26 protein-coding genes and 1 pseudogene are annotated in these 26,899 nt (G+C 40.6%); 8 read left to right on the plus strand and 19 right to left on the minus strand.

Translation table 11 applies throughout. The features are described from left to right. Positions 1-36: 36 nt before the first annotated feature. The 8 genes from EZV76_RS13705 to EZV76_RS13740 all read right to left on the minus strand — a co-directional run bounded on the left by EZV76_RS13705 (position 37) and on the right by EZV76_RS13740 (position 7,965). Positions 37-1,044: a glycosyltransferase family 2 protein gene (locus EZV76_RS13705; RefSeq protein WP_136567140.1), complete on the minus strand. Its 1,008-nt coding sequence runs from the start codon at positions 1,042-1,044 to the stop codon at positions 37-39. 38 nt (positions 1,045-1,082) lie between these two features. Next, the gene (locus tag EZV76_RS13710) at positions 1,083-1,535 is read right to left on the minus strand and encodes a hypothetical protein (RefSeq protein WP_161594424.1); all 453 of its coding nucleotides are present in this window, start codon (positions 1,533-1,535) and stop codon (positions 1,083-1,085) included. Positions 1,536-1,663: 128 nt separating this feature from the next. Continuing rightward, on the minus strand, positions 1,664-2,437 hold the full coding sequence (locus EZV76_RS13715; RefSeq protein ID WP_236640928.1) for a sterol desaturase family protein: 774 nt from the start codon (positions 2,435-2,437) through the stop codon (positions 1,664-1,666). 81 nt (positions 2,438-2,518) lie between these two features. Next, on the minus strand, positions 2,519-4,306 hold the full coding sequence (locus EZV76_RS13720; protein ID WP_136567142.1) for a tetratricopeptide repeat protein: 1,788 nt from the start codon (positions 4,304-4,306) through the stop codon (positions 2,519-2,521). 124 nt (positions 4,307-4,430) lie between these two features. Further along, positions 4,431-5,369, minus strand: a complete 939-nt coding sequence (locus tag EZV76_RS13725; protein WP_136567143.1) for a TolB family protein — start codon at positions 5,367-5,369, stop codon at positions 4,431-4,433. Continuing rightward, entirely contained in the window at positions 5,359-6,054 is a 696-nt protein-coding gene (locus tag EZV76_RS13730) for an SGNH/GDSL hydrolase family protein (protein ID WP_136567144.1), read from the minus strand. Before EZV76_RS13730 ends, EZV76_RS13725 begins: the two co-directional genes overlap by 11 nt. Positions 6,055-6,100: 46 nt before the next feature. Continuing rightward, a complete protein-coding gene (locus EZV76_RS13735; RefSeq protein WP_136567145.1) occupies positions 6,101-6,367 on the minus strand; it encodes a hypothetical protein in 267 nt (88 codons plus the stop codon). Positions 6,368-6,477: 110 nt separating this feature from the next. Then, positions 6,478-7,965: a S10 family peptidase gene (locus tag EZV76_RS13740; protein ID WP_136567146.1), complete on the minus strand. Its 1,488-nt coding sequence runs from the start codon at positions 7,963-7,965 to the stop codon at positions 6,478-6,480. Positions 7,966-8,204: 239 nt separating this feature from the next. On the opposite strand from EZV76_RS13740, the gene EZV76_RS13745 reads away from it, so the two are divergent. Together EZV76_RS13745 and EZV76_RS13750 are read left to right on the plus strand one after the other, a co-directional pair. Continuing rightward, complete coding sequence (locus tag EZV76_RS13745) at positions 8,205-9,824, plus strand: PhoX family protein (RefSeq protein ID WP_136567147.1); 1,620 nt, start codon at positions 8,205-8,207, stop codon at positions 9,822-9,824. A 186-nt stretch (positions 9,825-10,010) separates the two neighbouring features. Next, positions 10,011-11,747, plus strand: coding sequence for a cytochrome-c peroxidase (locus tag EZV76_RS13750; protein WP_161594425.1), 1,737 nt, complete (start codon positions 10,011-10,013; stop codon positions 11,745-11,747). Positions 11,748-11,762: 15 nt separating this feature from the next. Here EZV76_RS13750 and EZV76_RS13755 read toward each other — a convergent pair whose 3' ends face one another. Together EZV76_RS13755 and EZV76_RS13760 are read right to left on the minus strand one after the other, a co-directional pair. After that, on the minus strand, positions 11,763-12,527 hold the full coding sequence (locus tag EZV76_RS13755) for a TIGR02757 family protein (RefSeq protein ID WP_136567149.1): 765 nt from the start codon (positions 12,525-12,527) through the stop codon (positions 11,763-11,765). A gap of 4 nt (positions 12,528-12,531) precedes the next feature. Further along, positions 12,532-13,194, minus strand: coding sequence for an ABC transporter ATP-binding protein (locus EZV76_RS13760; RefSeq protein ID WP_136567150.1), 663 nt, complete (start codon positions 13,192-13,194; stop codon positions 12,532-12,534). 151 nt (positions 13,195-13,345) lie between these two features. Here EZV76_RS13760 and msrA point away from each other — a divergent pair, with 151 nt between their 5' ends. Genes msrA through EZV76_RS13775 form a run of 3 tightly spaced genes read left to right on the plus strand, consistent with a single transcriptional unit; the run spans position 13,346 to position 14,838 of the window. Continuing rightward, positions 13,346-13,906 carry a peptide-methionine (S)-S-oxide reductase MsrA gene (gene msrA, locus EZV76_RS13765; RefSeq protein ID WP_136567151.1) on the plus strand — a complete coding sequence of 187 codons (561 nt, stop codon included), beginning with the start codon at positions 13,346-13,348 and terminating at the stop codon, positions 13,904-13,906. Between the two features lie 4 nt (positions 13,907-13,910). Then, the gene (gene folE, locus EZV76_RS13770; protein WP_136567152.1) at positions 13,911-14,510 is read left to right on the plus strand and encodes a GTP cyclohydrolase I FolE; all 600 of its coding nucleotides are present in this window, start codon (positions 13,911-13,913) and stop codon (positions 14,508-14,510) included. A gap of 40 nt (positions 14,511-14,550) precedes the next feature. After that, positions 14,551-14,838, plus strand: coding sequence for a hypothetical protein (locus tag EZV76_RS13775; RefSeq protein WP_136567153.1), 288 nt, complete (start codon positions 14,551-14,553; stop codon positions 14,836-14,838). Between the two features lie 37 nt (positions 14,839-14,875). Here the strand turns inward: EZV76_RS13775 and EZV76_RS13780 are convergent, their stop codons facing one another. The 9 genes and pseudogenes from EZV76_RS13780 to EZV76_RS13820 form a co-directional block, all read right to left on the minus strand. Next, positions 14,876-17,152 carry a TonB-dependent receptor gene (locus EZV76_RS13780; protein WP_201741872.1) on the minus strand — a complete coding sequence of 759 codons (2,277 nt, stop codon included), beginning with the start codon at positions 17,150-17,152 and terminating at the stop codon, positions 14,876-14,878. Between the two features lie 45 nt (positions 17,153-17,197). Next, positions 17,198-17,539, minus strand: coding sequence for a hypothetical protein (locus EZV76_RS13785; protein WP_136567154.1), 342 nt, complete (start codon positions 17,537-17,539; stop codon positions 17,198-17,200). A gap of 54 nt (positions 17,540-17,593) precedes the next feature. Next, positions 17,594-18,109, minus strand: a complete 516-nt coding sequence (locus EZV76_RS13790) for a DUF6787 family protein (RefSeq protein WP_136567155.1) — start codon at positions 18,107-18,109, stop codon at positions 17,594-17,596. A gap of 32 nt (positions 18,110-18,141) precedes the next feature. Further along, a complete protein-coding gene (locus EZV76_RS13795; RefSeq protein ID WP_136567156.1) occupies positions 18,142-18,600 on the minus strand; it encodes a DUF6146 family protein in 459 nt (152 codons plus the stop codon). A gap of 69 nt (positions 18,601-18,669) precedes the next feature. Then, positions 18,670-19,311: a DUF937 domain-containing protein gene (locus EZV76_RS13800; RefSeq protein WP_136567157.1), complete on the minus strand. Its 642-nt coding sequence runs from the start codon at positions 19,309-19,311 to the stop codon at positions 18,670-18,672. A gap of 76 nt (positions 19,312-19,387) precedes the next feature. Beyond that, positions 19,388-20,341, minus strand: a complete 954-nt coding sequence (locus EZV76_RS13805; protein WP_136567158.1) for a D-2-hydroxyacid dehydrogenase — start codon at positions 20,339-20,341, stop codon at positions 19,388-19,390. A 25-nt stretch (positions 20,342-20,366) separates the two neighbouring features. Further along, a pseudogene (locus EZV76_RS13810) lies at positions 20,367-20,701 on the minus strand (four helix bundle protein). 35 nt (positions 20,702-20,736) lie between these two features. Beyond that, the gene (gene serC / locus EZV76_RS13815) at positions 20,737-21,801 is read right to left on the minus strand and encodes a 3-phosphoserine/phosphohydroxythreonine transaminase (RefSeq protein WP_136567159.1); all 1,065 of its coding nucleotides are present in this window, start codon (positions 21,799-21,801) and stop codon (positions 20,737-20,739) included. Positions 21,802-21,870: 69 nt separating this feature from the next. Continuing rightward, positions 21,871-22,905 (minus strand): acyl-CoA reductase, encoded by a 1,035-nt coding sequence (locus tag EZV76_RS13820; RefSeq protein WP_136567160.1) that lies wholly within the window; start codon positions 22,903-22,905, stop codon positions 21,871-21,873. 85 nt (positions 22,906-22,990) lie between these two features. Between EZV76_RS13820 and EZV76_RS13825 the strand changes: the two genes are divergently transcribed. The 3 genes from EZV76_RS13825 to EZV76_RS13835 all read left to right on the plus strand — a co-directional run bounded on the left by EZV76_RS13825 (position 22,991) and on the right by EZV76_RS13835 (position 26,838). After that, entirely contained in the window at positions 22,991-23,344 is a 354-nt protein-coding gene (locus EZV76_RS13825) for a 4Fe-4S dicluster domain-containing protein (protein WP_136567161.1), read from the plus strand. Between the two features lie 339 nt (positions 23,345-23,683). Further along, positions 23,684-24,778, plus strand: coding sequence for a redox-regulated ATPase YchF (ychF, locus tag EZV76_RS13830; RefSeq protein ID WP_136567162.1), 1,095 nt, complete (start codon positions 23,684-23,686; stop codon positions 24,776-24,778). 80 nt (positions 24,779-24,858) lie between these two features. Continuing rightward, positions 24,859-26,838 (plus strand): leucine-rich repeat protein, encoded by a 1,980-nt coding sequence (locus EZV76_RS13835; protein ID WP_136567163.1) that lies wholly within the window; start codon positions 24,859-24,861, stop codon positions 26,836-26,838. The last annotated feature ends 61 nt before the right edge of the window (positions 26,839-26,899 follow it).

The following is a 26,899-nucleotide window of genomic DNA, read 5'->3' on the forward strand; positions in this document are numbered from 1 at the left end:
AATTTTTCTGTTAAGGGAATGGTAAGACAGCATCTATCAGCAAAAGAAGAAATAATCCTTCATGGGTAAATGTCCAAACTTGGAAAAGTAACCCTTAATTTCCTTTTGGGCCGTCTCATTGGCTACAGTAACTATGCTTTGAGGAGTGTTCAAACGTTCTAAAAATTTAAAATGAACCAATTCCTTGCCGTAGATTTTTTTTCCAATTTTCTTTGGATTGTCACACAGCCAGATAAAGTCAATTTTTTGCTTTAAAAGAGTTTTGGCAATGGACTTTCCTTTAAACCCAGCACCCCATACAACCAAAGGGCGTTCTGCATTGTGGTCCAACTTTAAGAAGTAGTGTAGTTTAATATCCAAAAAATAGTTTTGTGCATAATGCTCATGGTTTCGGGAAGTTCTGGTATCGTAATCGCGCCATAAGTGGAGTATCTCCTTACATGGAATGATCTTTAGGTCATTTTCATAAAACCGAAAAGTAAGATCATAATCTTCTGGATATCGGTCCGGTCTAAAAGCATCGCATTTTTCAAAGTCATCTGTGTAGACCATCCAACAGGGTGAAGGGATAACACATTCTTTGTAAATCTCACTGTAATTGGAGCCTGTAGCCGTCAATTGGTTCAACCAAGATTCGTAGCGTTCATAGCCGTTACTAATGCCTCGGTCTGAAAAATACTTCACTTGCCCAACAGCAGCATGCCCTTTTCCCGATTTTAAAAGTGATTGCACCATGACTTCCAAACGGTGGGGTTTCATAATATCATCCGAATCCATTCGGGTGACCAATTCTCCTGAACTTTCTACATATGCAGTGCGCAAAGCAGGAATAATACCGTTTCCAGAATTGTTGAGGACCTTAATCCGGTTTTCTTTTTGTACATAGGAATTTAATAATTCCAAACTCGTATCTGTTGAATGGTCATTTACAGCAAGAACTTCCCAATTGGGATATGTCTGTGCTAGGATTGAATCCAGACATTCGGGAAGAAAATGTGCGGTATCCTTGAAGGGTATTAGAATGCTTACCTTGGGATTTTGCATATTGCAAAGAAACTAAATCCAAAAGCAAATGCATTATATCAATCAAAAGGTAGCACATCTGGAGCAATATAATCCACTTTTGCTTTTTTACTAATAAAGACTTCTGGAGAATAATGTTGACCAAGAATTTCTTTGAAAGCCACTTTCAATTGTGGAAATTCCTCTATAAAATCGAAATAACTTGCTGACTTGGATTTTTTTATAAAATGGCGCACCATTTTTACGGAGGCTACGGTTATTGTTGTGTGAAATTTATCTCCATTGCCACACACTATGTCAAAATGTTTAATACCCGAACAGGTCTTTTCGATTGCCTTCTGTTCTCCAAAGTTTTGCAGGTATATCCATGCCAATCTAAGATGCGCTTCATGGTTGAAGAGTTTTGGATCTAATACTGCTTTTTCAAACGCTTCAATGAATTCTATATCACTAAATTGGGAATGATGGGTATGCTTTTTAGCATACCATGGATTTGGATTTGTACAGGACATGGTATTTAATTTATGATACAACTTTGGGCAGAAAGACTCAGCGATATATTATTTCTATTTGGGGAATGAAAAAATGCCACAGGAAACCTGCATCAAATGAAATTACCTGTGGCAATATGGTCAGAAGATTACGCTTTCTCTGAAACGTCTTTAAAAGTCAGCATTTCCCAAACCCTTTTAGAAGCTCCATTGTAGAAACCAGTCTCATTTGTATAGCCTTTTGGATTGTTGAAGGTTCCAAAAATGATATCGAAAAGAGATATGTCCGAATAATTATACGCATGGATCCCTTTAGCATGGTGAATGGTATGGGCCTCTGGCCTTTGCACTATATATCCTATCCATCTAGGTGTCTTGATATTGGCATGTTGAAAAATGGCCAAAAAAGTAGTAATCAAAATAAAGAGTGTTGCAGCTTCTGGGGTAAATCCGGCAACGACCACCAAACAAAGACTTCCCAATAGTGAAAAACCAATCATGTCCATTGGGCTAAAATAAAAAGCCCAGTAGCTGTCCATACGTTCCGCGCTATGGTGCATCTGATGGAAAATTTTCCATAAGGTGTCATTCTTATGCATGGCATAGTGCCAAACGTACAGTCCAAATTCGTAAATCATGACCGCAACAAAAGCACCCCAACCAGCACCTAGGGCTGTTAGATCAAATATTTGGTAATCCACCAAGTAGGTGTCCCAAATCAAGGGAAAATACGTAGATAGATAAAAAAACACCCCGAAGGATGCTAATCCTCGCAGTTTCCAATTCTTGATTTTTGGTAACTCCCGTGCTGGAAACAGGGCTTCCCAAAGCATCAATACTCCGTACATGCCCAATACAATCAAGGAGATAGGGTCTATGAGCACCTCCCACGGATTGGGCAAACTTTTAATAATTTCAAACATCTTGTCTAGTTTTAATGTGTTGTTCACCCCTATAGGCAAAAGTTTTCACCTTACATTGTAAGGAAGTTGCTGTAAGGACCATTAGGTGGTCCACTCATGTTGCGTTTCTGGTTCGTAACTGCAACAAGTTCCCGTCTTTATGGAGTTGGTCAGATGCTTGGCCAATTGTGGATGTACGTTTTCAATTTTCTTGATAGAACTTCTAACCCGCCATGTAACGGCAGCCCTAGCTTTTTCAATGGAAGAACCCGTTTTTCGTATTTTGTTGTCCAGACCGGTGACTTGGGAAAGGTGCTCCATCAAAGCATCATATTCTTCTTTTAATTCATCGGCCTTTTGGGTAAATCCCATTTCTTCAGCATCGCAAATATTTATTTTTAAGGACCTGATTTTTTCTTTATACGCTTTCATGGCCCGGTCATCAATCATTGAAGTGCCACTAGTTTCAAGGACGATACCCATGAGTTCGGCACAGTGTACTTGCTCTTCTGGTTTTTCCAGTAGTTTGACAATATCATGCAATCCTTTGGAATCTTTTATAGTAACTGACTGATTTAAATAGCTGAGCTCCCATAATTCGCCATTGTCCAAGAAACTTCCTTTTGTAGTAGAGTTTGATTGACGCGCAGGGGCAGGGGACACATTTTTTTTTGAATACGCTCTTAATTTGTAATCCCAGAAAGGTTCCATATTGTTCTTGACCTTATAGGGATTGACCACTTTCTGCCATTCCACGGCTTTTTGGTCGGTAGGCTCATTTCCTTTGTTGATGTTCTTTCTGAACAATTCCAAATATTTTTTCCAATAGAGATTCATTTTATCATATTTGGAAAGGTGGTAGTAGGCAGCGGACATATATGCGGGAAAATCTGTCCAGATGGAAACAATGGTCACTTTCTCTCCCAATTCTATGGCTTTCTCAAAATCTCCTTTTTCAAAATATACCAACATACCAATGGGTAGATAAGCTTCGGGCTGCAATGGATTTAGATTACGGGCTTTTAGGTATAAATCTTCCGCTTCCTGTAAATAACCCAACCATATGAAACAATTGGAAATGAGGATAAGGTTGTCAGCATCATTGGGATTCATCCGCAATGACTTTCGCAAAAGGTGTTCAGATTTATCGTAATCTCCCAAATAGAGGAAGGTCCTTCCCAAAACTGCCAATGACACATAATCGGTTTCATCCAAATCAATGGCTTTCAAGGCATAATCATGAGCACCCTTTTGGCTTACTTCCCAACGATCCCATAATTGGCAACTCCATTCATTAAAATAAGAAAGCGATATTCCAGTGTAGGCCCTTGCAAACAAAGGATCTATTTTTAAAGCAGCTTTAAAATATTCCCGAGCGGCAAGATCACTTTCAACAGTACCTTTTTTTAATTCCCTGATGCCTAAAAGCCAATTTTCGTAGGCAGCAAGTTCAAAAGATTCTTTTTTGTAGGAGTAAGAGAGTAAATCATGTGCTATTTGCTGCTGCAATACACTTACCATCTGTTGGGTAATGGTATCCTCTGCATTTAAAATGGTCTCAAGATTTTCATTATGATTTCCGGCAAAAACCACTTTTTTGTCCCTTGTCCGTACTAGTTGCACACCAATTCTGTATCCATCGCCTGATGGCCTAAAGCTGCCCGTAATAATATAATCAGCACCTAATTTGGTAATGGATTCCGTATCGGAAATGTCTGAAATACCCATAGTGGAGTATTGTGAAATGACGGATAAACCAACAAACTTTGAAAAATTGATGATAAGATCTTCCGTGAACCCATTTATAACAGGGCTCATGTCTTTTTTTACCCCAATAATCTGAAAGGGCAATACTGCAATTGTAGTTTCCTTGTTTCCAACCAGTTCCACCAGAAAATAATTGTAATGGTCAAAGATACAAAAGATCACCCATGATGGGCAGGGGAGTGGTCACACATATGGGTTATTGTGTGTGTTGCCGGTACTGTTTCATCAATGGAACAAAATCATGTAGTTATGGTCGAAGTTCTGTGATATCCATTTTAACCTTGTACAACCTACTATTCCCATTTTCGTATGAATCCAAAAATTGCTTGAAATGGTCCATGTTTTCAATAGTCCCTGTGGGATTTTGAACGCGCCTACTCGTGAAGTAAAGAAGACCGTTGGTTTCATCCATAAAAGGACAATAATCCATATATCTTGAATTTATGGGTACGGGCAATGGTTTGGCTTTGGACCACTCATCATTATCCCCCTTGAAACTTATATAAAGATCGCCACTACCTTGACCATCTTCACGGGCATATCCGCCAAAAATTAAATAGGATTCGTCTTTGGCGATATAGGCATTGTATTCGTAGCCTTTGGAGTTGACGTTTTCACTTAAGGAAATGGGCTCGCTGTAATTACCATTTTCAAAACTGCTGAAAAAAATATCATCTTCTCCTTTGGAATCTGGTCGGTCACCCGTATAATAAAGGTTTCCATTGGCCGATACAGCTGGATAAAACTCGTTGTGCTCCGTGTTGATTGGTGTACCTATATTAATGGGATTGGACCACTTCTGGGAGGGAGAATCTCGCTCTACATACCAAATATCAAAATCCTTGGTATCTGAGGTGGATTTATTTAGTGGTCTATTGGATACAAAATACAGTCGAAGTCCGTCTGGAGACAAAAAAGGTTCCATGTCCTTGTATTCACCTGAAAACGAAGCAATCTTAGGGGTTTCCCATTCATTACCATTCTTTGAAGACATGGAAATAACAGAAACATCTTCGGTTTGGGATTGAATGGTGAAATAGGCCTCGTTCCCATTCTGATCCATGGTAAAATCCCTGACCTTATCAAAATCTTTGAGGATAACCAATGCGGGCATAACCATGGTCTTTTCTTGGGCTTGACATGCAATTCCCCAAAAGAAAACCGCTATGAACAGATTACTTTTCAAGATTTAAGGCTTTGCTGATGGCTTCACTGACCAATTTTTCCATCACGGCATATCCTTCCTTGGTTACATGGACTTCATCAGTGGTATAGGCTTTGGGCAATCCATTTCGATCATCAGCCATTGCCGAAAAATAGTCAAGGTACATCACCCCTTGCTTATCTGTCATTTCCTTCAGTAGTTGGTTTAACTTTGGAATTTTCACATTAGGCTCAAGACCAGGTCGCCATGGATAATCGTACGCCGGCAAAACGGAACTTACGATAGGGTGTATACCATTAGCCTTGGCCAATTGCACCATGGACAGGATATTGTCCCGGATCTGTTCCAAGGTCATGGGACCCGTATTCCCGGCGATGTCGTTGGTGCCCGCTAAGATGACCACTGCTTTTGGATTTAAATTGATAACATCTTGTTGAAACCGGAGCAACATTTGGGGCGTGGTCTGCCCACTGATTCCTCGATTGATGTATGGATTATCGATAAAAAATGAAGGATTGGCATCTTCCCAGCCCTCGGTTATGGAATTGCCCATAAAGACGATGCGGCCATCTGTGTTTTTATTCTTGAGGACTTCGACATTGGCTTCCTGAAACTTTTGGAGGTTGGGCCAATCTTGCGCTTCTAGAGCTTCGGAAAATGATATGAACGAAAGCAAAACAAGTAGTTGGATTTTTATTCTTTGCATCTATGTTTGGTTTTGCTAAAAATAAGCAAATAATCAGATTCTAAGATCAGAAGAATAGATAATAGAGTAATAGTCCGAACAAGATCATGGTAAGAATTGTGTAGAAGGTTGCTTTCCTATCTTTTCGCTTGCGCTGCGCAATTTTTTTCCGAATACGCAACATATCCAGTGGAGTGGATTTTTTTAAATTCAGTTGGGTAGCAACTTCACGTCCATATACATCGCCCTTGTTTTTTAGCTTTCGCTTTTTTACCAATTCACGATTAGCCTTGAACGACTTTACTGCATCCAACATGAAACCACCACCGCCCATAGTTTTGTAGTTTACTTATTTGTAGTGAGTTACCAAATTTTGTTACAAAAAAAACGGTAAAATCAGCTTGAGCCAACTTTACCGTTTCATTGTTTTTAGGAAATAATTCTCTAGTATTTGGCACTCTTTCCGTTGGCCTGTGTCCTTATAATGAACGCTCGGATATCATCATTGGCCTTTTGCAGATCTTCCCGTCTTAGGTACATCATATGCCCGGAACGGTATCCTTTAAATTCAAACCGGTCTTTCATTCGGCCACTTGGGTCTACTTGCGACATGGTATACTTTGCGGCAAAATAAGTACAGGCCCCATCGTAATAGCCAGATTGTACCAACACATTCAAATATGGGTTTTGCGCCATGGCCTGACGAAGATTTTCCCTAACATTATCATCATCATTGTTCCATGGGTGTACTGGCCCAAACATGTTGTACTTAATATCTGTCTTAAAGTTGAGCTCTTCCTGTAAATAGTAGTTGATGGCGGGTGTGAAGCTATGTAGCCATGAGGTAAGTTCTGGGGAATAATCAGGACTGTCACCAAAAACCTGCCTATCTATCCCGAGGTATCTGCTATCCAATCGGCCAACCGTATAGGCTCCTCTATCTTTCATCAGGGCTTTCCAGAAAAACTGGGTAGGAACGTCCAGGTTATGATCTAGGATATCTTGTTCCTTTAGACCAGTATAGTAAGCCATTTTCTGGGCCACGGCCTTCTTTTCCGCATCAGGAATAAACCCTCCTTTAGCAATGGCAGGAAGCAAGGTGTTTATGGTGTATGCTTCAACCTCTGGCAAGACTTCTAAAAGATCTTTGCTCTGCAGCGCTGAAGGAAGTGCTTTATGATGCCATGCAGTGGCAGCAAAATAGGGGAGATTTAGCGCACTGGAAACAGGGTCGTTGTCGCGGAAAACCTTATAATCGGCAGGAGAAACCATGATGACTCCGTTCAAATACATCCATTGTTGGTTCTGAAGTGCCAAGGATAGCCCCATGACCCGGGTACCACCGTAACTTTCTCCTACAATATATTTTGGGGAACTCCATCGGTTGTTTCGAGTCACAAATGTGTTCAACCATTCGGCCAAATAGGCCGTATCTGCATTAATGCCAAAAAATCTTTCACGATCTACCTTCTCTCCGGTTTCAGGAATGGTTCTCGAGTACCCGGTGTTGGCAGGGTTTACATAAACAATATCGGTAACATCCAACACAGAGAAAGGATTTTCCTTTACGCCATAGGGTTGAACGGGGTATCCTTCATCATCAATCTTAAGGATTCGCGGTCCTGTGTAGGCCAAATGCATCCAAACTGAACCGGAACCAGGCCCTCCGTTGAAAGAAATCAACAAAGGACGACTTGCGCGATCTTTCACATTGTTCCGTGTATAGTAAGTGTAGTGAAGCGCCGCAACAGGCTCCCCCATTTCGTCCCATACAGGCTGAGTACCCGTAGTGGCCGTATAGTTGATGTTGATACCGTTTATGGTAACGGCATGTTGGGTTGTAATGGTTGTATCTACGGGTATTTTTCGGTTTTGGGCAATCACAAGGGAGGAACAGAGGGCTATGCCCAGGAAGAGATAGATTTTTTTCATTTTTAAGGTTAATTAGTCTAGCACTAAAAATAGGTATTTTAGGTAAAAGAACCCTTACCATCCCAAAAAATAAGGTCTTAACATTAAATTCAAGAATGCGAAACACAAAACCTGCCTAAACTTTACATTTTAACATTGATTTAAAACAAGCATAAACCAATCAACATGTAGGGCTAACTCAATCCTAAAGGTCCATCTCTAGTTTTGATAAAACACAAATAACCTTAAAACTAGACTTTATGAATTTGAAAAAATTATTCTTTGGATTAATGCTTTCTTCCGTGGTTGCATTCGGACTTACCAGTTGTGATGGGGAAGATGGAAAGAATGGCATCGATGGAACAGATGGTATTGATGGTGTGGACGGAACCAATGGTCAGGATGGTGAAGATGGAGAGGACGGAGATGACCTAACCGTAGCTGAACTTGTTCCACTTACCAGTTCTGTAACCCCCAATACTGTATTTGAACTTAAGGGGGAATTCAGTACCTCTGCCCAATTGGAAATGATCATGTCCTCGGCAGATATCCTTGAATCCGATTCCACTTTTGTATATGGGGCCTACATGGATGGAGCGGCATTGTATCCTTATGAAGATGGTACATATGCCTTCATCAACAACTTGGAAGCCGATTATTCCGTTGCCCGAATTCGTATGAACTCCGATTTGCAACCCTTGGAAGGCGATTATATCGTAAACTCTGCGGCTACCGCTTTCACAGCAATGTGTTCCGGTTCTTCAATTACTATTGAAGAGCATGGATTTGGCCCACTTTATCTTTCTGGAGGTGAATGGGGCGGAAATGCAAAAGGCGTATACAAAATCAATCCATTCCGCTCACCAGATGATAGGGTAGAGGCTGAAAGATTGCACGCACTTGGTGAATGGGCTACAGAAAATGCCGTTGCCATTGGAAAAGATGCCTATCCTACACAAACAGTTGTTTTTATGGGAGACGATGATAGCAACAACACATATCCCCAAGCACACTTTGGTATGTATGTGGGCAACAGGGGTGATCTTTACAGTGGGAAACTCTATGTGTTGAGAGGAAAGGATACCACAGAAACTGCCATTGGTGGTGGGGGTCTTAAGTTTGAAATGGGGATGGCTGAAGACGTTGAATACGATGTGGAATGGGTTGAGATGACTGAGCGCACCCTAGCCGAATTAAATCAAGAAGCCATTGACTCCGTTGCCATTGGATTCCAGAGAATTGAAGATATTGATTGGAGAAGAGGTTCCGCTGAAAATAACAGAACGGTTTTCTTCAACGCTACAGGTAGAATACGTTCCGATAACCCCGATTTGGCCAATAGAGGTACTTCCTTTGGAAGAGTGTACAAACTGGAACTTGACCCTAACAACCCCATTGGTGATGCAAAATTGACCGTTGTTGTTGATGGTGATTTGGAGGGTGGCAAAGGAGATGGTATGCACTCTCCCGATAATATTGTTGTTACAGAGAACTATGTATATGTTCAAGAAGACCCCAATGGATATGCTAATGAGAATGCAGACATTCAAGGTTATGCCAAATTGTGGCAATATGATATCGCCACAGGCACTTTTAAGGAAGTAATGGAGTGTAACCAAGTTGCTGCAGCTGGCCTCGGTATTGGTAATACGGATTCTTATTGGGAAATTACCGGTATGATAGATGTGACCGACATCATCGGAGCTTCTGAGCCTACTTTTATCGGAGGGGCCCAAGTACACGGTTGGTCTTTTGACAGTAGCAACCCTATGACATACAGGGCAGATGGAAAGAAGTTTGTGGATCCTACTGCCATTGATGAGGCTGCGGCCACTTTGGAAGGATCGTTCCTTTTCAAATTAACGGGTCTTCCCAGATAATCTATTGATTTCGCATCATAACAGTTTTAAAATAAAGAGGTTCCCTGTTTCGGGGAACCTTTTTGTTTCCACTTTTAAATTCATCCACCTATGAGATCACCAATATACACCATCCTCTTTGCATTCTTTTTTATGATGTTGGGATCATGCAAAAAGCAAGAAGGGAATGCAAATCGTTCTACGTCAATGGATAAAGAATCCCTTTATAATGAAGATATAAGGGTACATTATTTCCAAACCTTGGACAGTGCTACACACTATATTCAAAAAATGGACACTATAAAAAGTTTGGAAGAGAACAAGAGAAATTTTCTTAAAAGCAGGGAATGGTACAAGCGGGCCGAACCTATGATAATTGCCTATGATTATGAAAATTACCTGTCTATGAATGCCCCCAATCTTCTTAAGGTGGAAATTGATGACTACACAGACATTAAAAGACTTAAACCCAAGAGTTATCAGGTTTTGGAGGAGCTTTTATATGGAGAGGAACCCATATCAAATCAGGAATTGGACATGGTATTAAGCTATTTACAGGCCCGTATTCCGTATATGAGAAGAAACCATATCCTATATACCCAAAGAGACCGGCATCATCTTAAGATGATTAGGGATGCCATTGTCAATATTGCCACAAAAGGCATTACCGGTTTTGATTCGCCCATGCTGGCCAATTCATTGAATGAGGCCATTTATAATTATGAAACCATTGCCCAGATCTTGGATATTTATAAGGAAGCATTTACGGATAAAGCGTTGTTAGATCTTTGGTCCGCAGAAATTCAGAAGACCATTGAAACTTTAAAATCAGGGGACTTTGATAGTTTTGACCGCTACACCTTCATTAAAAACCGTACCAACAGGCAATTGGGGTTGGTGAACTCAACTGCAAGAGATTGGAACATTGTCTTAAATACCTCCCGACCCTTGAATCCAACTGCTACTAATCTTTTCGATAGGGATTTTTTCAATATCAAACAGTTTTCTATACCAGGCTCTCCGGCCATCACCCCAGAACGCATTGCTCTTGGAAAGCAATTGTTTAATGATGGAACGCTTTCCAGTACAGACAATATAAGTTGTGCCACATGCCATATCAAAGAAAAAGCATTTACCGATGGACATCCAAAAGCCTTGGGCATCAATGGAATTGAGTTGCAACGTAATACGCCTACTTTGTCATATGCAGTATATCAGACAACAATGTTTTATGATGGTAGGGCCGATGGTCTTGAAGACCAAATTGTAAATGTGGTCAACGATGAAAATGAATTTCATATTGATTTGAACACTATTGAAAAAAAGGTAAGGGAGAACAATCTGTACAAAGTTGCATTTGACAGTTTGTACGGAGGCGAAATCACTAATTTAAACGTACGTCATGCCATTGCCACTTATATTCGGAGTCTTGCCCCCTTCAATTCCAAGTTTGATCGAAATATACAGGGAACAGAAAATTCACTGACCCATGAAGAAAGGCTAGGTTTCAACCTTTTTATGGGAAAAGCAGCCTGTGCCACTTGTCATTTCCCCCCAGCCTTTAACGGAATAGTACCTCCCAAGTATGCAGAAACGGAGTTTGAAAACTTGGGAGTACCTAAAAATCCAAGCTTTGGACATCCTGTTTTGGATGATGACCCCGGAATGTACTATCCCTATGAAGTAGAAGAAAAACGAAATTTCTTTAAAACGGCAACGGTTCGCAATGTAGAATTGACCGGGCCCTACATGCACAATGGGGTATATAAAACCTTGGAAGAAGTAATCACGTTCTATAATGTTGGAGGAGGGCAGGGAATGGGACTAGATGTGCCCTACCAGACTTTACCTCCGGATTCGCTGAACCTGAGTGATCGTGAACAAAAAGCATTGGTAGCCTTTATGAAAACACTAACGGACAAAGAGTTTATGGATGGAAAATAAAGAGGGGCGTATGGTCTAAAACTTTTCGAAAACCCCCAAACCAAAAAGGGCAAAATCGTACTTTACCGGATCCAAGGCGTCCAGTTTTCTTAAGTTTTTGTCCAGTTCGGCCAGTGCTTTGGCATCGTTTTGCTTGCGTTTGAGCAGTTTCAGCTTTCGGGCCACATTGCCCGAATGCACGTCAAGCGGACAGGAAAGTTGGCTTGGCCGTAATTGCTTCCAAAGGCCAAAGTCGACCCCAGTGTTATTGTCGCGGACCATCCAACGTAAAAACATATTGATACGTTTGGCTGCAGAACCTTTCATAGGATCTGAAATGTGCTTTGTGGTCCTTCGAGGATGGGGTAATTCAAAAAAAACCTTTTTAAAATCTGAAATAGCCAATTGTAGCGAATCCTGTCCTTGGTTCCTAGCAAAAACCGATTCCAATCCACCCTGCGCTTTATAGATATTTTTCAGGCTGGTTACAAAATAGCCCAAGTCCTCCCCGTTAAATGTACGGTGCACAAAATGGGAAAGCATAGCCAAATCATCGGCCGAATGGTTCATTACAAAATCGTGGGGTGTATTGCCCAACAGCTCCATCAATTTAGATGCATTGTTGATAATGCTCTTTCGGTTGCCCCAGGCAATGGTGGCCGTTAAAAACGCACTGATTTCAATATCTTCTTTTTTTTGGAATCGATGGGGAATTTGCAATGGGTCACTCTCCAAGAATTTTGGATGGTTATATTCCACCACTTTCTCGTCCAAAAAATCCTTTAGTTCAGATTTGGTCATGGCTTTAAGAAACAATCAAACCGTCAACCATCGTTAATTTCCTGTCTGCCATGTTGGCCAATTCAAGGTTGTGGGTCACCAATACAAAGGTTTGTCCAAATTCGTCCCGAAGCTTAAAAAATAGTTTATGCAAATTGTCCGCACTTTCAGAATCTAGGTTGCCACTGGGTTCATCGGCCAAAACCACGGACGGATTGTTCATAAGGGAACGTGCCACGGCCACACGCTGTTGTTCTCCACCAGAGAGTTCATTGGGTTTGTGGTGTTGACGGTCTTTCAGCCCTAAAAAATCTAGGAGTTCCATGGCTCGTTTTTCAGCTTCTTCCTTAGGTGTTTTTTTGATGAAGGCAGGAATACAGACATTTTCCAAAGCCGTAAACTCTGGCAACAGTTGGTGAAACTGAAAAATGAAGCCAATATGTTCATTGCGGAAGCGGGCCAGTTTTTTGTCGTTCAGTTGGGTAACCTCGGTGTCGTTGATCAGTAGCTTACTTTCTTGTGTATTGGATGGAGAGTCCAAAGTGCCCAAAATTTGCAACAAGGTTGTTTTTCCGGCACCCGAAGCACCAACAATAGATACCACTTCCCCTTTTTTGATTTCTAGGTCAACTCCTTTGAGAACTTTCAGGTCCCCATACCTCTTCTGAATATTTGTAGCCTTGATCATGAACTGCTTCTTTAGGAAAATACATTACCTTCCTTAAAAAGCAAAGATTGGAATTTTTGCTAAGTTATTGGGCATCTTTCCGACTGATAGGGGAAAATAAGTTTTTTATCAAGATTGCGAGATACTAAACTTTACCTAATTTTGAAACTTCATGGATAAGCAAATCAATACAAATTTTGAAGAGGCCATATTTGCTGGCGGCTGTTTTTGGTGTACGGAAGCTGTTTTTCAACGGTTAAATGGAGTGGAACAAGTAGTTCCTGGCTATACGGGAGGCTCAATTAAGAACCCGGCCTATCGGGAAATCTGTACAGGACGTACTGGGCATGCCGAGGCTATCAAAATTAGTTTTGACCCTTCTAAAGTCTCTTATTCTGAGTTGTTGGAGGTTTTCTTTGCCACCCATGACCCCACTACCTTGAACAGACAAGGGAATGATGTGGGCACTCAATATCGCAGTGAAATCTTTTACACGACCCAAGAACAAAAACAAAAAGCAGAAGAGTTTATTGCTTTGTTGGAAAAAGAACAGATTTTTGCTTCACCCATTGTAACTGCCATTTCAGAAGAAAAACCTTTTTACAATGCTGAAGTAGAACATCAAAATTACTATAACGATCATAGGGAACAGCCGTATTGCCAGGTTATCATAGACCCCAAGATCAAAAAATTGAATGCTTATTATTCAAATAAGTTAAATACCGCCAATTAAATTTATGTCACCATACAGAAATCTAGAAGAGTACAACATAGAAATCACCAATGAAGTAAAAGACCACTTTGCTAAAATCGTGGAGGATATTGGTGAAGATGCAGAACGGGAAGGTCTAGTAAAGACACCGGAACGTGCCGCAAAAGCTATGCTTTTCCTTACACAAGGATACAAACAAGATGCCACGGAAATCTTAAAGAGTGCCATGTTCGAAGAGAGCTATGATGATATGGTGATCATTAAGGATATCGAGGTATATTCCCTTTGCGAGCACCATATGCTCCCTTTCTTTGGAAAGGCACATATAGCATATATTCCCAATGGACATATTGTTGGACTGAGCAAGATACCCCGTGTAGTGGATGTTTTTGCCCGCCGATTGCAGGTACAGGAGCGTTTGACCCACGATATTTTGGAATGCATCAACAACACACTAAAACCCAAAGGTGTGGCCGTGGTCATTGAAGCCGCCCATATGTGTATGATGATGCGAGGAGTACAAAAACAAAATTCGGTTACTACAACTTCTGGTTTCAGGGGACAGTTTGAAAAAATTGAGACGCGAAATGAGTTTCTTAAACTAATCAGTTCAGATTTATCGTAAGGCATTTTCCCATTTCATTTGGATTTTCTATTTTACCACGATGACAGAAGAGAAAGACCCCAAGTACCGTAACCTGCTTTTAGGGATTTTGTTCGATGGTATAGGAATGCTTTCGTTCGCAATCCCAGGAATTGGTGAATTTTCAGATGTAATATGGGCTCCCATAGCAGGTTGGCTTATGACCAGGCTTTACAAGGGTAGAGTAGGGCAAGCGGCCGGTCTCATTACCTTTGCTGAAGAGCTGATTCCCGGGATGGATGTGGTGCCTACCTTCACGTTGACTTGGATTTACACTTATCTTCTGAGCAAAAAAAAGAGCAACAAGTAAATTACCTATTGCCCTTTAAAAAATTCAAATCTTCCTTTTAAAGCCCGATACTCAAGTTAAAGGCAATATTTCTGCCCATATTGGCAATGCCGTCGGTTTTTAATCGAGATAGGTGCGAGATGTAAGTCTTATCGAAAAGATTGTTACCACTGACTTTGTACCCCACAAGTTGATTAAATATTTTTAATTCCCCACCAATTCCCATGTTGAATAGGCTGTAACCTGGCGTAGTTGCTTCAAAAGTGGCCACTTTATTCTGGTCAAATACGGATTGAAGTGTAGCAAAAGCATAGCTTTTGGATTTTGTTCCCTTAATCGTGTTCCATTCCACCCGCAGGGTATTGTTCCACCGGTTTGCCGGAATCAAGGGAAGGTCTGTCTTATCTTCCAGTTCTCCAAACACCATATCAAAACTGCTCTCAAAATGAAGCCAATCCAAAGGATGTGGGTGCAAGTGAAAACCAAATTCCCCACCATATAGCTTTGCATTTTGTTGCTGAAAAACATAAATCGGGTTGTCATCCCTAAAATCTCCAGTAGGTTGCAAATAGATATAATTGCTCACACTGTTATAAAATGCGTTGGCATACACCTCGATGTGCTGGTTTCCATATTCAAGAGCCAAATCTACCTGTACATTTTGCTCACTATCCAAGTCAGGGTTTCCAATTTCCACGCGATTGGCACCACTATGTAAGCCGTTCGAGGTTAATTCGGATAAATTTGGAGCCCTAAATCCAGTGGCCAAGTTCAAACGGAACAAAATATTATCCGTTAGATCGGCTCTATACCCTACCGCAGCATTGAAGCTGTTGAAGTTTTTGTCCAAACTGGGAATGTATTCTTCATCCCCAACAATACCACTTTCTTCCCCATTTATAGATCTAAGATCGTACCGGACCCCTAATTGTAGGTCACTCTTGTTAAAGTGAATATGTGATGTGGCCAGTACCCCGAAATCATTGGTAATAGCATTGGGAATCAGCACTTCTTCCCCAAAATTTTCATTTTTTTGGTGCATCCCTTGTACACCAAAAATCGTGGTCATACTACCCCATTGAGGGTTAAACTGGATATTATAGTTGAATGTGCTCAAGTCCATATCCAAAGAGGGACCTTCCTCACCCTCTTCATGTTCCTCTTCGTGCCCTTCCTCTTCATGTTCTTCACCCTCTTCATGCTCGTGGTGTTCCTCAAATTCCTTTCTATCATTAAAAATATACCCGAAAGTAGCCTCAAGGCTGGATTTTCTAAAGAAAAAATTAGTTTTTGAACTCAAGATATGGGTCGCAATCTCTTGGTTGGGCAATAAAGGATCCCGTTCATTGTTCTGTACGCCAATTTCCTCCGGAATACCCAGATTGGATTCATTATAATTATACCGTAGCTCTGTTTTGAACTTGGTTGCTTGATAGGCCACCCCAGTTTTTATGTCTGCTTCATTAAATCTGGAATTGGTAACCCCAGTACCATCGCCCGTTTCATAATCTGCATTGGAGGCATATGCGCCCCTGACCAAAAACTTAAACTTGTTACCAGAGGTCTTAAATCCAGCATTGGCCCCATAGCCTAGTGTATTGGTAAAATAGTTTAGGTTGATGTCGCCCGAAGTCTGATTTGGTAGTTCAAAGCTTTCAGGATTTAAGTAGAGAACTCCTCCAAGAGCATCGGAACCATAGAGCAGGGAAGCTGGGCCTTTGATAACCTCTACACTTGAAATACCGGCATCGTTGATGCCGAGGCCATGTTCGCCTCCAAATTGCTGATTTTCCAGGCGAACCCCTTGGGTATATACCAAAACCCGATTGAAGCTAAGTCCTCGAATGACCGGTTTCCCTATTCCCACTCCTGTGGAAACTGAAGTTACCCCGGGAATGGTTGCAATTCCTTCGGCTAGGGTAATTGCGCCTTCACTTTTTATTTCAGCAATTGATTTTTGCTCCACCTTCATTACGTTTTCACGTTGAAGTTTATGAAAAGGAGTAGATAGGACAACTTCATCAATCTCAATGGCCGATGCTACCATTGCATAATTAAAAGTATTGGTACCTGAGTGAATCTGCAAGGTTGTGGAGTGGGTTTCATAACCCAAGTAGGCAACTACAAGTTTGTAAGAACCCTCCGGAAGACCTGCTATTGTGTAGGAACCATTGGTATCAGTAACCGCACCTTTTTCCAATTGGGGTATGTATACAGACACCTGTTCCAAAGGCTGTCCATTTTCCGAATCTGTTATGTTACCTGTAACTGTGCTCTGTGCTACTATATAAAGTGGTGTCAATGCCAAAAGCATTGACGTGAATAATTGTTTCATTATAAAAATTACTACGTTATTGAATATGTTAAATCGAAACGAAAACTACAATGAAACTATAGGGGGTCCTCGTAGGGCAAGAAATTCCTTTTGGTAAGGTTTAAAGAAAGAGGTGTAAAAACTGTTTTGATGACCAATAGTTGGCATTTCCACAGCAACGTATTCATAAGACGAACCAAAAAATACTTTGGATACCAAGGTGAAATCGTGGAATTCACAATGGAAATCCGCCTCATGAATGTGCTTTGTGCCTTCAGCTATACAACGTTTTTCCTTGGAATGCTCAAAAAGAAGGTGTGTAAGCTTTAATGCAGACGGGGTGAGTATCCCCAAGGCCAGCACAAAGGAAACAACAGCAATACTACGTTTAGAAAGCAATGAGGTCATCTTGGACAAAGTAACTTATCCAAAGACATTTTTTATGTTAACAAAACCATAAAACTAAGGAAAGAGAAAGCCTAATCCCATACGCTTCAACATTTTCTTTTCAAATTCCCAAAAGAATCTGAACTGCCCAAACAACCATCCAATTATGATAAGTATAAATTGATAAACAGGGAATATCAAAAGAATACGTGCGGTCCAATAGATAACACCATGAGTGTTATTTTCGCCCAATCCCATCCATTCGACCAATGGTCCGGCTAGTTTTCCCGAAAGGCTTCCTGTAATGGCGAAGACAATAAAAATAGCAATCATTTCCCATTTATGGGAAACCTTCCATTTATGTTCCAATTTTTTAAAGCACCAAAGGAAGAAACGCATCATCAGAAAATACAATCCTATTGTGGAACCTATCGTAAAAACCCATTCTATGGGACTATTATTAAAATCGAAGGTGTGCAACAGACGTCTAGATATCCAGTAGGCGGTAAGTAAAACTAAGGCGAAGCCCAAAAAAGGGAAAAGAAGTTGCCAGTTGCTATGAATTTCCCAGCGGTTCTTTATTTTTTTCATCGGCAAGAATGTTCCGATGCAAAAATACGGTTTTAAATCCTTGGAAGAAAGGGACCAAGACGCTGTTTGTACTTCCGTTGGAAATAGACGAAGTAATTGTAGAGTTTGTAGTTTACCTCATATCCATAATCAATGTTGGGGTCATAATTGATTTGGAGCATGTAAAGGTTAGGATTGAAATTCATGGGTTGCATCACACGCCTATTCCATTCCATGACAAGAATATTGTTCCTGTTTTCCAAAAAAGGTTGGGAGTAATAGCCTTCAGGTCTGGCTATGCTCATGAGCCATGTGTAGAATCCTGGTTCAATGATGATGATTTCATATTCACTTTCCTCATCCTTGATTTCTACTTCTTTTTCTTCCTGCGAATTGAAAACAGCTTGCTCTTCATCCGAAATATCCAAGGCTTCTTTTTGTGCAGAGCAGGACATCAAAAAGCCAAAAGTGGCAACAAAGGCCACAACTAGGGATAAAATTCTCTTTTTCATACGTTTAAGGTACAAAAAAAGCCATTTGAAAATTCAAACAGCTTTATTAAATATCGTTAAGGAAAGGTACTATTTACCAAAAAGACCACCCAATATTCCGCCTAGACCACCTTTCTTCTGTCCGCCACTGTTCAACACCATTCCAGCCAAGTCATCAATGACACTTCCATCACCATCGGAGTCCAAAAAGGTTTCAATAAGGGATTGTTGCTTGGTAGCACTTCTACCACCACCCATAAGTCCACCCAAGAGACCGTTTAGTCCATCAGGGCTGCTTACATTCTGCTGACGTGTCTGTTTTCCCAGATATCCCAATAATATAGGGGCCGCAATTTTAAGGATTTGTGAAATGGTCCCAGCATCCAGGCCAGATTTGCTGCTCAGGGCGTTTTCCACTTGGGGTTGTTTTGCTCCAAAAACATGCCCCAAGATTCCGGCACCATCATCCATTACATTCTGGTCCACTCCACCACCAAAAAGACCACCCAAATCATCCAAAATACTCCCATCGTGTTTGGAAGAGAGCGCATTCATCAAGCCCTGGGCACCGCCTGGGGTAGAGGTGTTTTTTTTCATGGCTCCCATCAACAAAGGCACCGCCATGCTTAAAACATCAGCGGTTTTATTCTCGGATTGTCCAGTTTGTCCGGCCACCCCACTAATCAATTGCTTGCCCATGGGGCTATTCAGTAAATCCAATAATCCTGACATTGTATTTGTGTTAAGGTTAGAGAGACAATGTACTAAAAAAGTAGGTTTTGAACCTTCATTCAGGTGAAAAAACCTGTCATTTTAGCAATTTGATAACCTGTTGAGCCAATTCCAAACCAATACGCTGTTGCGCTTCTTGGGTTGATGCCCCGATATGTGGGGATAACGATATTTTGGGATGCATCAAAATTTTGATTTCAGGTTGGGGTTCCGACTCATACACGTCCAGTCCTGCAAAGGCTAGTTTGTCATTATCCAAGGCTTCCACCAAGGCCACTTCATCCAAAATACCACCACGTGATGCATTGATGATTCCCGCGGTAGGCTTCATTTGCGCCAATTCTTTTTTTCCGATGACATATCCATTTTGGGAAGGAACATGGATGCTTACGAAATCAGCATTTTTTAAAACGGTCTCAAGCGAACTGTTCTGCAGTTTGAACTGTACCTCTTGACCATCATAAAATGAGAGCTTTACCGTAGCTTTTTCTGTATGGTGATCATGGAACAGGACTTTCATGCCCAAGGACAAAGCTACTCTTGCGGTAGCTTCCCCTATTCGGCCGAAACCGATGATTCCTAAAGTTTTTCCACGTAATTCTGTCCCCGAAGCATAGCTTTTCTTGAGTTGCTTGAATTGGCTATCGCCATCCAAGGGCATGTTCCGATTGGAATCGTGCAAAAATCGAGCTCCGTTGAACATATGGGCAAAGACCAATTCTGCCACGGAGGCCGATGATGCTTCCGGAGTGTTGATTACATGAACTCCTTTTGACTTTGCATAATCCACATCAATATTGTCCATTCCCACACCGCCTCTGCCAATGAGCTGTAATCTGGGACAGGCATTTATCAAATCTTTTCGCACTTCGGTGGCACTTCGTACCAAAAGAACAGAGATTGAATTGGTGTTGATAAAATTTACCAATTGTTCTTGGGCCACTCGGGTAGTAATCACCTCAAAACCTTCCTTTTGAAGTAACTCAATTCCCGATTGGGCTAAGCCATCATTGGCCAGTACAATATTCATAGGCTTAAATTATAAGTCTTAAGTTTTAAATAGTTTCTTGGCTGGTTTTGACAATTTTGGTCAAAATTTTGATGATTTGCTCTATTTCTTCCAAGTACTCTTTCAAATCAAGGTCAGATAAATTGGCTTTAAGAATCAATCGTAACCAATATCTGGATTCACGTGCTTCTTTTGAAGCTATGGCATTTTAGAAATGAAATCTTTTTTGAATTGACCTGCACCTGCTTCGGCTACATTGGCTCCAATGCTGGTGGATGAACGCAATAATTGATTGGCGAAGACATACTCGTTGTTTTCCTTCAAATTTTTAACCAACTTGATGATGCGCAACGAAAATTCAAAACTTCTTTCTTCGATCAATATTTAGGATTTAGAACTAAAAACTTAACACTAATCTATCCTTTTTTCTCCAATTCGCTCATGATGTCGACCAAAACCCCTACACTTTCCAAGGGCAGTGCATTGTACATGGAAGCTCTATATCCTCCCACGGAACGATGTCCATTAATTCCACTGATACCCGCTTCCTTGCACATACCATCAAAAACTTCTTTCAATCCTTCGTCGGTGATATTGAAGGTGGCATTCATAATGGAACGGTCTTCCTTTGCTGCAAAACCTGAGAATACAGGGTTCAATTCTATTTCAGAATAGATAAGACTGGCTTTTCGTTCATTGATTTCCTCAATAGCTGCGATACCACCCAAATCTTTTAACCATTGCATGGTGAGCATAGATACATACACTGCAAATACAGGAGGTGTGTTGAACATACTCTCTTTACTCGCATGTACTGAATAATCCAACATAGATGGAATTTTTCGGGAAACCTTGCCCAAAACATCTTCTTTTACCACAACAAGAGTGGTCCCGGCTGGCCCCATGTTCTTTTGCGCGCCTGCATAGATTAAGTCAAACTGGGAAAAATCAAGTTGACGGGAAAAAATATCCGAACTCATGTCGCAAACCAATGGGACATTTGTTTTGGGAAATTCCTTGATCTGGGTTCCAAAAATGGTATTGTTGGAAGTAAGGTGCAAATAATCCAGGTCGGAAGGAATACTATATCCCTTTGGGATATGGTTGAAATTTTCCGCTTGGGAAGAAGCCACTTCCACAATTTCACCAAAAAGCTTAGCTTCTTTAATGGCTTTTTGACTCCAAGTTCCAGTATTTACATATCCGGCTTTCTTATCAAGCAAATTATAAGCAGTCATTAAAAACTGCATACTGGCACCCCCTTGTAAGAATAAGGCTTGGTACCCTTTGCCTTCCAGTCCCATTAGTTCAAGGGCCAAGGAGCGGGCCTTTTCCATAATGGCCACAAACTCTTTGCTGCGGTGCGATATTTCTATAAGTGATAATCCGATACCATCCAGTTCCACTACAGCTTCGGAAGCTTTTTGCATGACCTCTTTGGGCAAAATGCAAGGTCCTGCACTAAAATTGTGTTTTTTCATTCCCTTATTTTAAAAAGTAAAGGTCTAAAAAAAACTTGGATCTAAAAACGGTTTTGCGAATCGGTTTCTTTATAGCTGAAGTAAAAATTCCAAGGTATCCACACCATCCGCATAATCATCCAGTCTAGGTTTTTGGGTATCTCCAAAGATCACTTCTCCGGATTGCGCCTCTCCAGACACGATACATTGGATTTGTTCCTCTTGTTCCGATAATTGGTTGCGTAATTTTTCCAATGAATCATAACGCGAGTAAAATAATGCGGCAATGGGAGAGGAGAACCCCTCATCTTCCTTGAGCACCAAAAACCCATTGTCCAAGATTTTAAAATCACTCATTAGATAAACCGCTTTGTTATAATCGTAGTTGTTGGCGTATTTATGTTGATGGATTACGTCTTGAAACTTAAAAACAGCCTTGTAGAACGCATCAAAATCATAGCCTTGAGGCACAAAGATTTTAGAAACATTTCGGCAACCCAGTCCATAATACCTGAAAATATCTTCACCCAAGGCTTCCAACTCGGAGTTGGATTCATTCCCTGTTAAAATAGCTACTGAACTTCTATTCTTACGTATAATATTGGGCTTTTTTCCAAAGTAATATTCAAAATAGCGCCCTGTATTATTGCTTCCTGTTGCAATAACGGCATCAAAATTTTCCAATTTACCTTCAGTGAATTCAATTCGTTCTGCCAGTAAGGGCTCTTGCTGAATCAAATAATCGGCAAGAAAAGGAAGCAAAACTTTATCATTGGAGGATAATTTTGCCAACACCTTGTTTCCAGAAAGCAATACACAAAGTAAATCATGGAATCCCACCAGAGGAATATTCCCTGCCATGACAATACCAATGACCTTTGGGGCGTTATCAACCTGAAAATCATATTTGGAAAGCCATTGGGATAGATTTTCATCCGTCAACAATTTGCTCCATTGTCTTAAGGCAAAGATGATGTTTTCACGGGTAAACCATCCGTTTTGCTGTTCGGCCCTGACCAATGTCTCGTTAAATGAAGAAAACGAATCATTGTCATTTTCACAAAAATCGGTGAGGTAGTTTCCAAGTTTAACAAAAGCTTTCGATATTGGGAGATGTGCCCTCATTATATTTGTATACTAATTTGGTAGGGTTTATTTTTGCCAAAAATACGCATGCTGAAATGAATCAGCACCACGGAAAAAGAAAATTATGGCGATAATTATTACTGACGAATGCATTAACTGTGGGGCCTGCGAGCCAGAATGCCCCAATACTGCAATATATGAAGGAGCTGATGAGTGGCGATATAGTGATGGTACTTCCTTGGAGGGCGATGTGGTCCTTCCCAATGGAAAGGCGGTAAATGCTGATGAGGTTCAAGAACCGGTCAGTGACGAGATTTACTACATTGCACCCGACAAGTGTACCGAATGTATGGGATTCCATGAAGAACCACAATGTGCAGCAGTTTGTCCTGTAGATTGTTGTGTTCCTGACGATGACCATGTTGAGAGCGAAGAAGAACTTTTGGGTAAGCAGAAGTTCATGCATCCCAACGGATAGCCCATAAAAAACATGTAATTTTGGCCCGAACTTAAAATGGTTCGGGTTTTTTTATGCAAGAAAAAGAAAAAACATACAATGGTTTTTGGAAACAAGCTGGGTGTATTTTGTCATTGGTGGCCATCTTTGGTATGATTGCACTTTTTGCCATGGGTTTTTATTTCCTGATAAAAGGGTATTAAAACGTTCAAAACAAAACTTCAACTTATATTTGCAGCCTTAATTCAGTAATTCAGTTGGCAGTATTCAGTAAGATATCTTTTATTCGAATGCTTTTAATACAGAAGTATGACATCTGATAATCTGACATCTTAAAACCTAACATCTAGTATTTAGCCAATGAAAGCCGGTATCGTAGGACTGCCCAATGTGGGAAAATCCACCCTCTTCAACTGTTTATCCAATGCCAAGGCGCAAAGTGCCAATTTCCCTTTTTGTACCATTGAGCCCAATATAGGTGTGGTAAATGTGCCGGATACCCGTTTGGAAAAGCTTGAAGAATTGGTTAAGCCAGAACGTGTGATTCCGGCAACGGTAGAAATCGTGGACATTGCAGGTTTGGTAAAAGGTGCCAGCAAAGGTGAAGGATTGGGCAACCAATTTTTGGGCAATATCCGTGAAACGGATGCCATTCTTCATGTGTTACGATGCTTTGATAACGATAATATTGTACACGTGGATGGTTCCGTGGACCCTATTCGCGATAAGGAGACCATAGACATGGAACTCCAATTAAAGGATTTGGAAAGCGTTGAAAAGAAGCTCGAAAAAGTTAAGCGTGCTGCCAAGACCGGAAATAAAGAAGCGCAGAAGGAAGAGGCTGTGCTAACTGCTCTGAAAACTGGTTTGGAATCGGGTAAATCGGTAAGAGCCATTGTAATAGGTGAGGAGGATAGATTGGAGTACGTAAAACCCCTCCAACTCATCACAGACAAGCCTGTAATGTATGTCTGTAACGTAGGCGAAGAAGCCGCAGCAACAGGGAATGCCTATGTAGACAAGGTAAAAGATGCTGTGGCCCAAGAAAATGCAGAGGTCATTTTTCTGGCAGTGGGTACCGAAGCCGATATTACCGAACTGGAAACCTACGAAGAACGACAAATGTTCTTGGAAGATTTGGGACTTTCAGAACCTGGTTCCGCTAAATTGATACGTGGGGCCTATCGCTTATTGGATTTGGAAACCTATTTTACTGCAGGGGTAAAGGAAGTCCGCGCATGGACCATTCCGGTGGGAGCCACGGCACCCCAAGCCGCTGGTGTAATCCACACCGACTTTGAAAAAGGATTTATTAGGGCCGAGGTCATTGCCTATGATGATTATGTAAAGCATGGTAGCGAAGCCAAGGTCAAGGAAGCTGGCCGTATGCGCGTGGAAGGCAAGGAATACATTGTTAAAGATGGCGATGTGATGCATTTTAGGTTTAACGTGTAATCCTTGTTTTCTGATTTTTATCGAAAACTATTCCTATGCAAAAATCAAAACCCATATCTTTCCTTTCCAAACCTTAATGTATGTTTAAAAAGCTTACCTATGCCGCTTTGGCATTTTTTATTGTTTCCTGTTCCAGTTCAGATTCAACTGATGAAGTTCCAAATGAGGTAAGTTTACCTTCAGTTACAACAGCCATTCCCTCCGACATAACCGAGAATTCAGCTAATATTGGCGGTTCAATTTCTGATGATGGTGGAGCCAATATTACCGAACAAGGAGTAGTCTGGGGCTTGAGTTCCAATCCAACAACAGCAGATAATAAGAAATCTTCTGGTTCTGGAACCACCGATTTTAAAACTTCCCTGACTGGGTTAAACGCCAACACCCAATATTTCATTCGTGCCTATGCCATAAACAGTAAGGGTGTTGCCTATGGAAACCAGCAACAGTTTACCACTTTAGAAGCTGAACCACAACAAAAGACTTATGAGGGGAGCGTGGAATTGACCACACAAAGTGAAGTAGATGATTTTGGAGCGAAAAAATATACAGAGATTACGGGTGATTTAATTATTTCTAGTAAGAACAGAATTGAAATTTCCAATATAAACTCCTTATCAGACTTGACTAAAGTTGGGGGAGGTCTTTATGTTGCTGGGAATAGCAAATTGGAAACTGTTAATGGATTGGAAAGTGTATCAACTATAGGAGGGTATCTTTATATTTTAAGCAATGAAGCATTGATTGATTTAGATGGCCTGAGCAATCTTAGTTCGGTACATGGCCTTCAAATTAATTTCAATTCTTCTTTAACGAGTATAACAGGGTTGAGCAAGCTAACATCGTTGGGAGAGAGCCTAATTGTCTACGGTAACGATATATTGGAGACCCTGGATGGCCTAAATCAACTGGAAGTTTTAGGCGGGGGGATTTCAATAAACGAAACGGTTAGCTTAAAAAACCTTGACGCCTTAGGTAAACTCAAAGAAATTAAAGGCACCATCTTCATTAATAACAATCAAAGTTTAGAGAGTATATCTGGATTGGATAATTTGGATTTTGCCATTACCATTGAAATAAATAGTAATGCAGCTTTAAAAGACATACCATTTAAAAATTTGCATCTTGTCAAAAGTTCTATATTGATTCAGAAAAATCCTAATTTGACTACAATAAATGGTTTTGAAAGTCTGGTTCAAGTTCAAAGATTGAGAATAGATTCAAATGCTATTCTTGCAAATATTCAGGGGTTTCCTTTGCTCGAGCAAGTAGATTATATTAATATTTTTACAAATCCAGAATTAATCAATATTTCAGGGGGGGCTCTTCTGAAAAACATGGTTGCATTAGAGATTCGCAACAATCCGAAATTGATTTCCATTGATGGGTTTGAGTCATTGGAAACAGTGCAGAGCTTTAGTTTTTTCTACAATCAAGCATTGGAGCAAATAAATGGCTTTTCATCCCTAATGGAAGTTGGTGATTACTTTAATGTTTCAGGCAATTACAAACTTAAAACAATAGCGGGTTTTTCTTCAATTAATTCAATAGGGAGCCTAACGCTTACAGGAACGCTATTAGAGAGTCTAGACATGTTCTCGACCTTACAAACAATAGGTGGAGGCATTGTAATTGGAGACAATCCAATGTTAACTAGTGTTTATGGATTCAACAATCTTGAAGAGATAAATGGTAATTTGGTTATTGGTGAAAACCCATCTTTAAATGACTTTACTGGATTATCAAATATTAAAACGATTAAAGGTGGTTTGACTATCTCAAACCTAGACAAAGTCACGACATTTGAAGATTTCCATTCGTTGACAACTATTCAGGGGGAATTACATATTCACTCTAATATAGGATTACTTAATTTAGATGGGTTGGAAACTCTGACGACTTTGAACGGAGATATCAGAATAAATTCAAATCCTTTATTAAGCAGCTATTGCGGTTTAGTACCCCTTATAGAAAATGGATGGCTTGGATATTCTAGTATATATGATAATCTATATAATCCATATCTCCGAAATATTTCGGAAAGTGACTGCAGTAATTGAGCTTACAATAGGTCTTCAAGGGAGAGACATGTTTCTTTTTAGTTGAAGGAAGGTATTAATA

It is taken from the genome of Flagellimonas alvinocaridis, assembly GCF_004916895.1.
GTDB lineage: Bacteria > Bacteroidota > Bacteroidia > Flavobacteriales > Flavobacteriaceae > Flagellimonas > Flagellimonas alvinocaridis.

What these genes read in the sequence shown, in the direction of transcription:
- EZV76_RS13775 (WP_136567153.1), top strand. Translation starts at nt 14,551, where the DNA reads ATGACAGAAGAGAAAGACCCCAAGTACCGTAACCTGCTTTTAGGGATT.
- EZV76_RS13740 (WP_136567146.1), bottom strand. Translation starts at nt 7,965, where the DNA reads ATGAAAAAAATCTATCTCTTCCTGGGCATAGCCCTCTGTTCCTCCCTT.
- EZV76_RS13795 (WP_136567156.1), bottom strand. Translation starts at nt 18,600, where the DNA reads ATGAAAAAGAGAATTTTATCCCTAGTTGTGGCCTTTGTTGCCACTTTT.
- EZV76_RS13805 (WP_136567158.1), bottom strand. Translation starts at nt 20,341, where the DNA reads ATGAATATTGTACTGGCCAATGATGGCTTAGCCCAATCGGGAATTGAG.
- EZV76_RS13730 (WP_136567144.1), bottom strand. Translation starts at nt 6,054, where the DNA reads ATGCAAAGAATAAAAATCCAACTACTTGTTTTGCTTTCGTTCATATCA.
- EZV76_RS13735 (WP_136567145.1), bottom strand. Translation starts at nt 6,367, where the DNA reads ATGGGCGGTGGTGGTTTCATGTTGGATGCAGTAAAGTCGTTCAAGGCT.
- EZV76_RS13820 (WP_136567160.1), bottom strand. Translation starts at nt 22,905, where the DNA reads ATGAGGGCACATCTCCCAATATCGAAAGCTTTTGTTAAACTTGGAAAC.
- msrA (WP_136567151.1), top strand. Translation starts at nt 13,346, where the DNA reads ATGGATAAGCAAATCAATACAAATTTTGAAGAGGCCATATTTGCTGGC.
- EZV76_RS13710 (WP_161594424.1), bottom strand. Translation starts at nt 1,535, where the DNA reads ATGTCCTGTACAAATCCAAATCCATGGTATGCTAAAAAGCATACCCAT.
- EZV76_RS13750 (WP_161594425.1), top strand. Translation starts at nt 10,011, where the DNA reads ATGGATAAAGAATCCCTTTATAATGAAGATATAAGGGTACATTATTTC.
- EZV76_RS13780 (WP_201741872.1), bottom strand. Translation starts at nt 17,152, where the DNA reads ATGAAACAATTATTCACGTCAATGCTTTTGGCATTGACACCACTTTAT.
- ychF (WP_136567162.1), top strand. Translation starts at nt 23,684, where the DNA reads ATGAAAGCCGGTATCGTAGGACTGCCCAATGTGGGAAAATCCACCCTC.
- EZV76_RS13785 (WP_136567154.1), bottom strand. Translation starts at nt 17,539, where the DNA reads ATGACCTCATTGCTTTCTAAACGTAGTATTGCTGTTGTTTCCTTTGTG.
- EZV76_RS13745 (WP_136567147.1), top strand. Translation starts at nt 8,205, where the DNA reads ATGAATTTGAAAAAATTATTCTTTGGATTAATGCTTTCTTCCGTGGTT.
- EZV76_RS13705 (WP_136567140.1), bottom strand. Translation starts at nt 1,044, where the DNA reads ATGCAAAATCCCAAGGTAAGCATTCTAATACCCTTCAAGGATACCGCA.
- EZV76_RS13760 (WP_136567150.1), bottom strand. Translation starts at nt 13,194, where the DNA reads ATGATCAAGGCTACAAATATTCAGAAGAGGTATGGGGACCTGAAAGTT.
- EZV76_RS13715 (WP_236640928.1), bottom strand. Translation starts at nt 2,437, where the DNA reads ATGTTTGAAATTATTAAAAGTTTGCCCAATCCGTGGGAGGTGCTCATA.
- EZV76_RS13790 (WP_136567155.1), bottom strand. Translation starts at nt 18,109, where the DNA reads ATGAAAAAAATAAAGAACCGCTGGGAAATTCATAGCAACTGGCAACTT.
- EZV76_RS13755 (WP_136567149.1), bottom strand. Translation starts at nt 12,527, where the DNA reads ATGACCAAATCTGAACTAAAGGATTTTTTGGACGAGAAAGTGGTGGAA.
- EZV76_RS13800 (WP_136567157.1), bottom strand. Translation starts at nt 19,311, where the DNA reads ATGTCAGGATTATTGGATTTACTGAATAGCCCCATGGGCAAGCAATTG.
- EZV76_RS13825 (WP_136567161.1), top strand. Translation starts at nt 22,991, where the DNA reads ATGGCGATAATTATTACTGACGAATGCATTAACTGTGGGGCCTGCGAG.
- folE (WP_136567152.1), top strand. Translation starts at nt 13,911, where the DNA reads ATGTCACCATACAGAAATCTAGAAGAGTACAACATAGAAATCACCAAT.
- serC (WP_136567159.1), bottom strand. Translation starts at nt 21,801, where the DNA reads ATGAAAAAACACAATTTTAGTGCAGGACCTTGCATTTTGCCCAAAGAG.
- EZV76_RS13835 (WP_136567163.1), top strand. Translation starts at nt 24,859, where the DNA reads ATGTTTAAAAAGCTTACCTATGCCGCTTTGGCATTTTTTATTGTTTCC.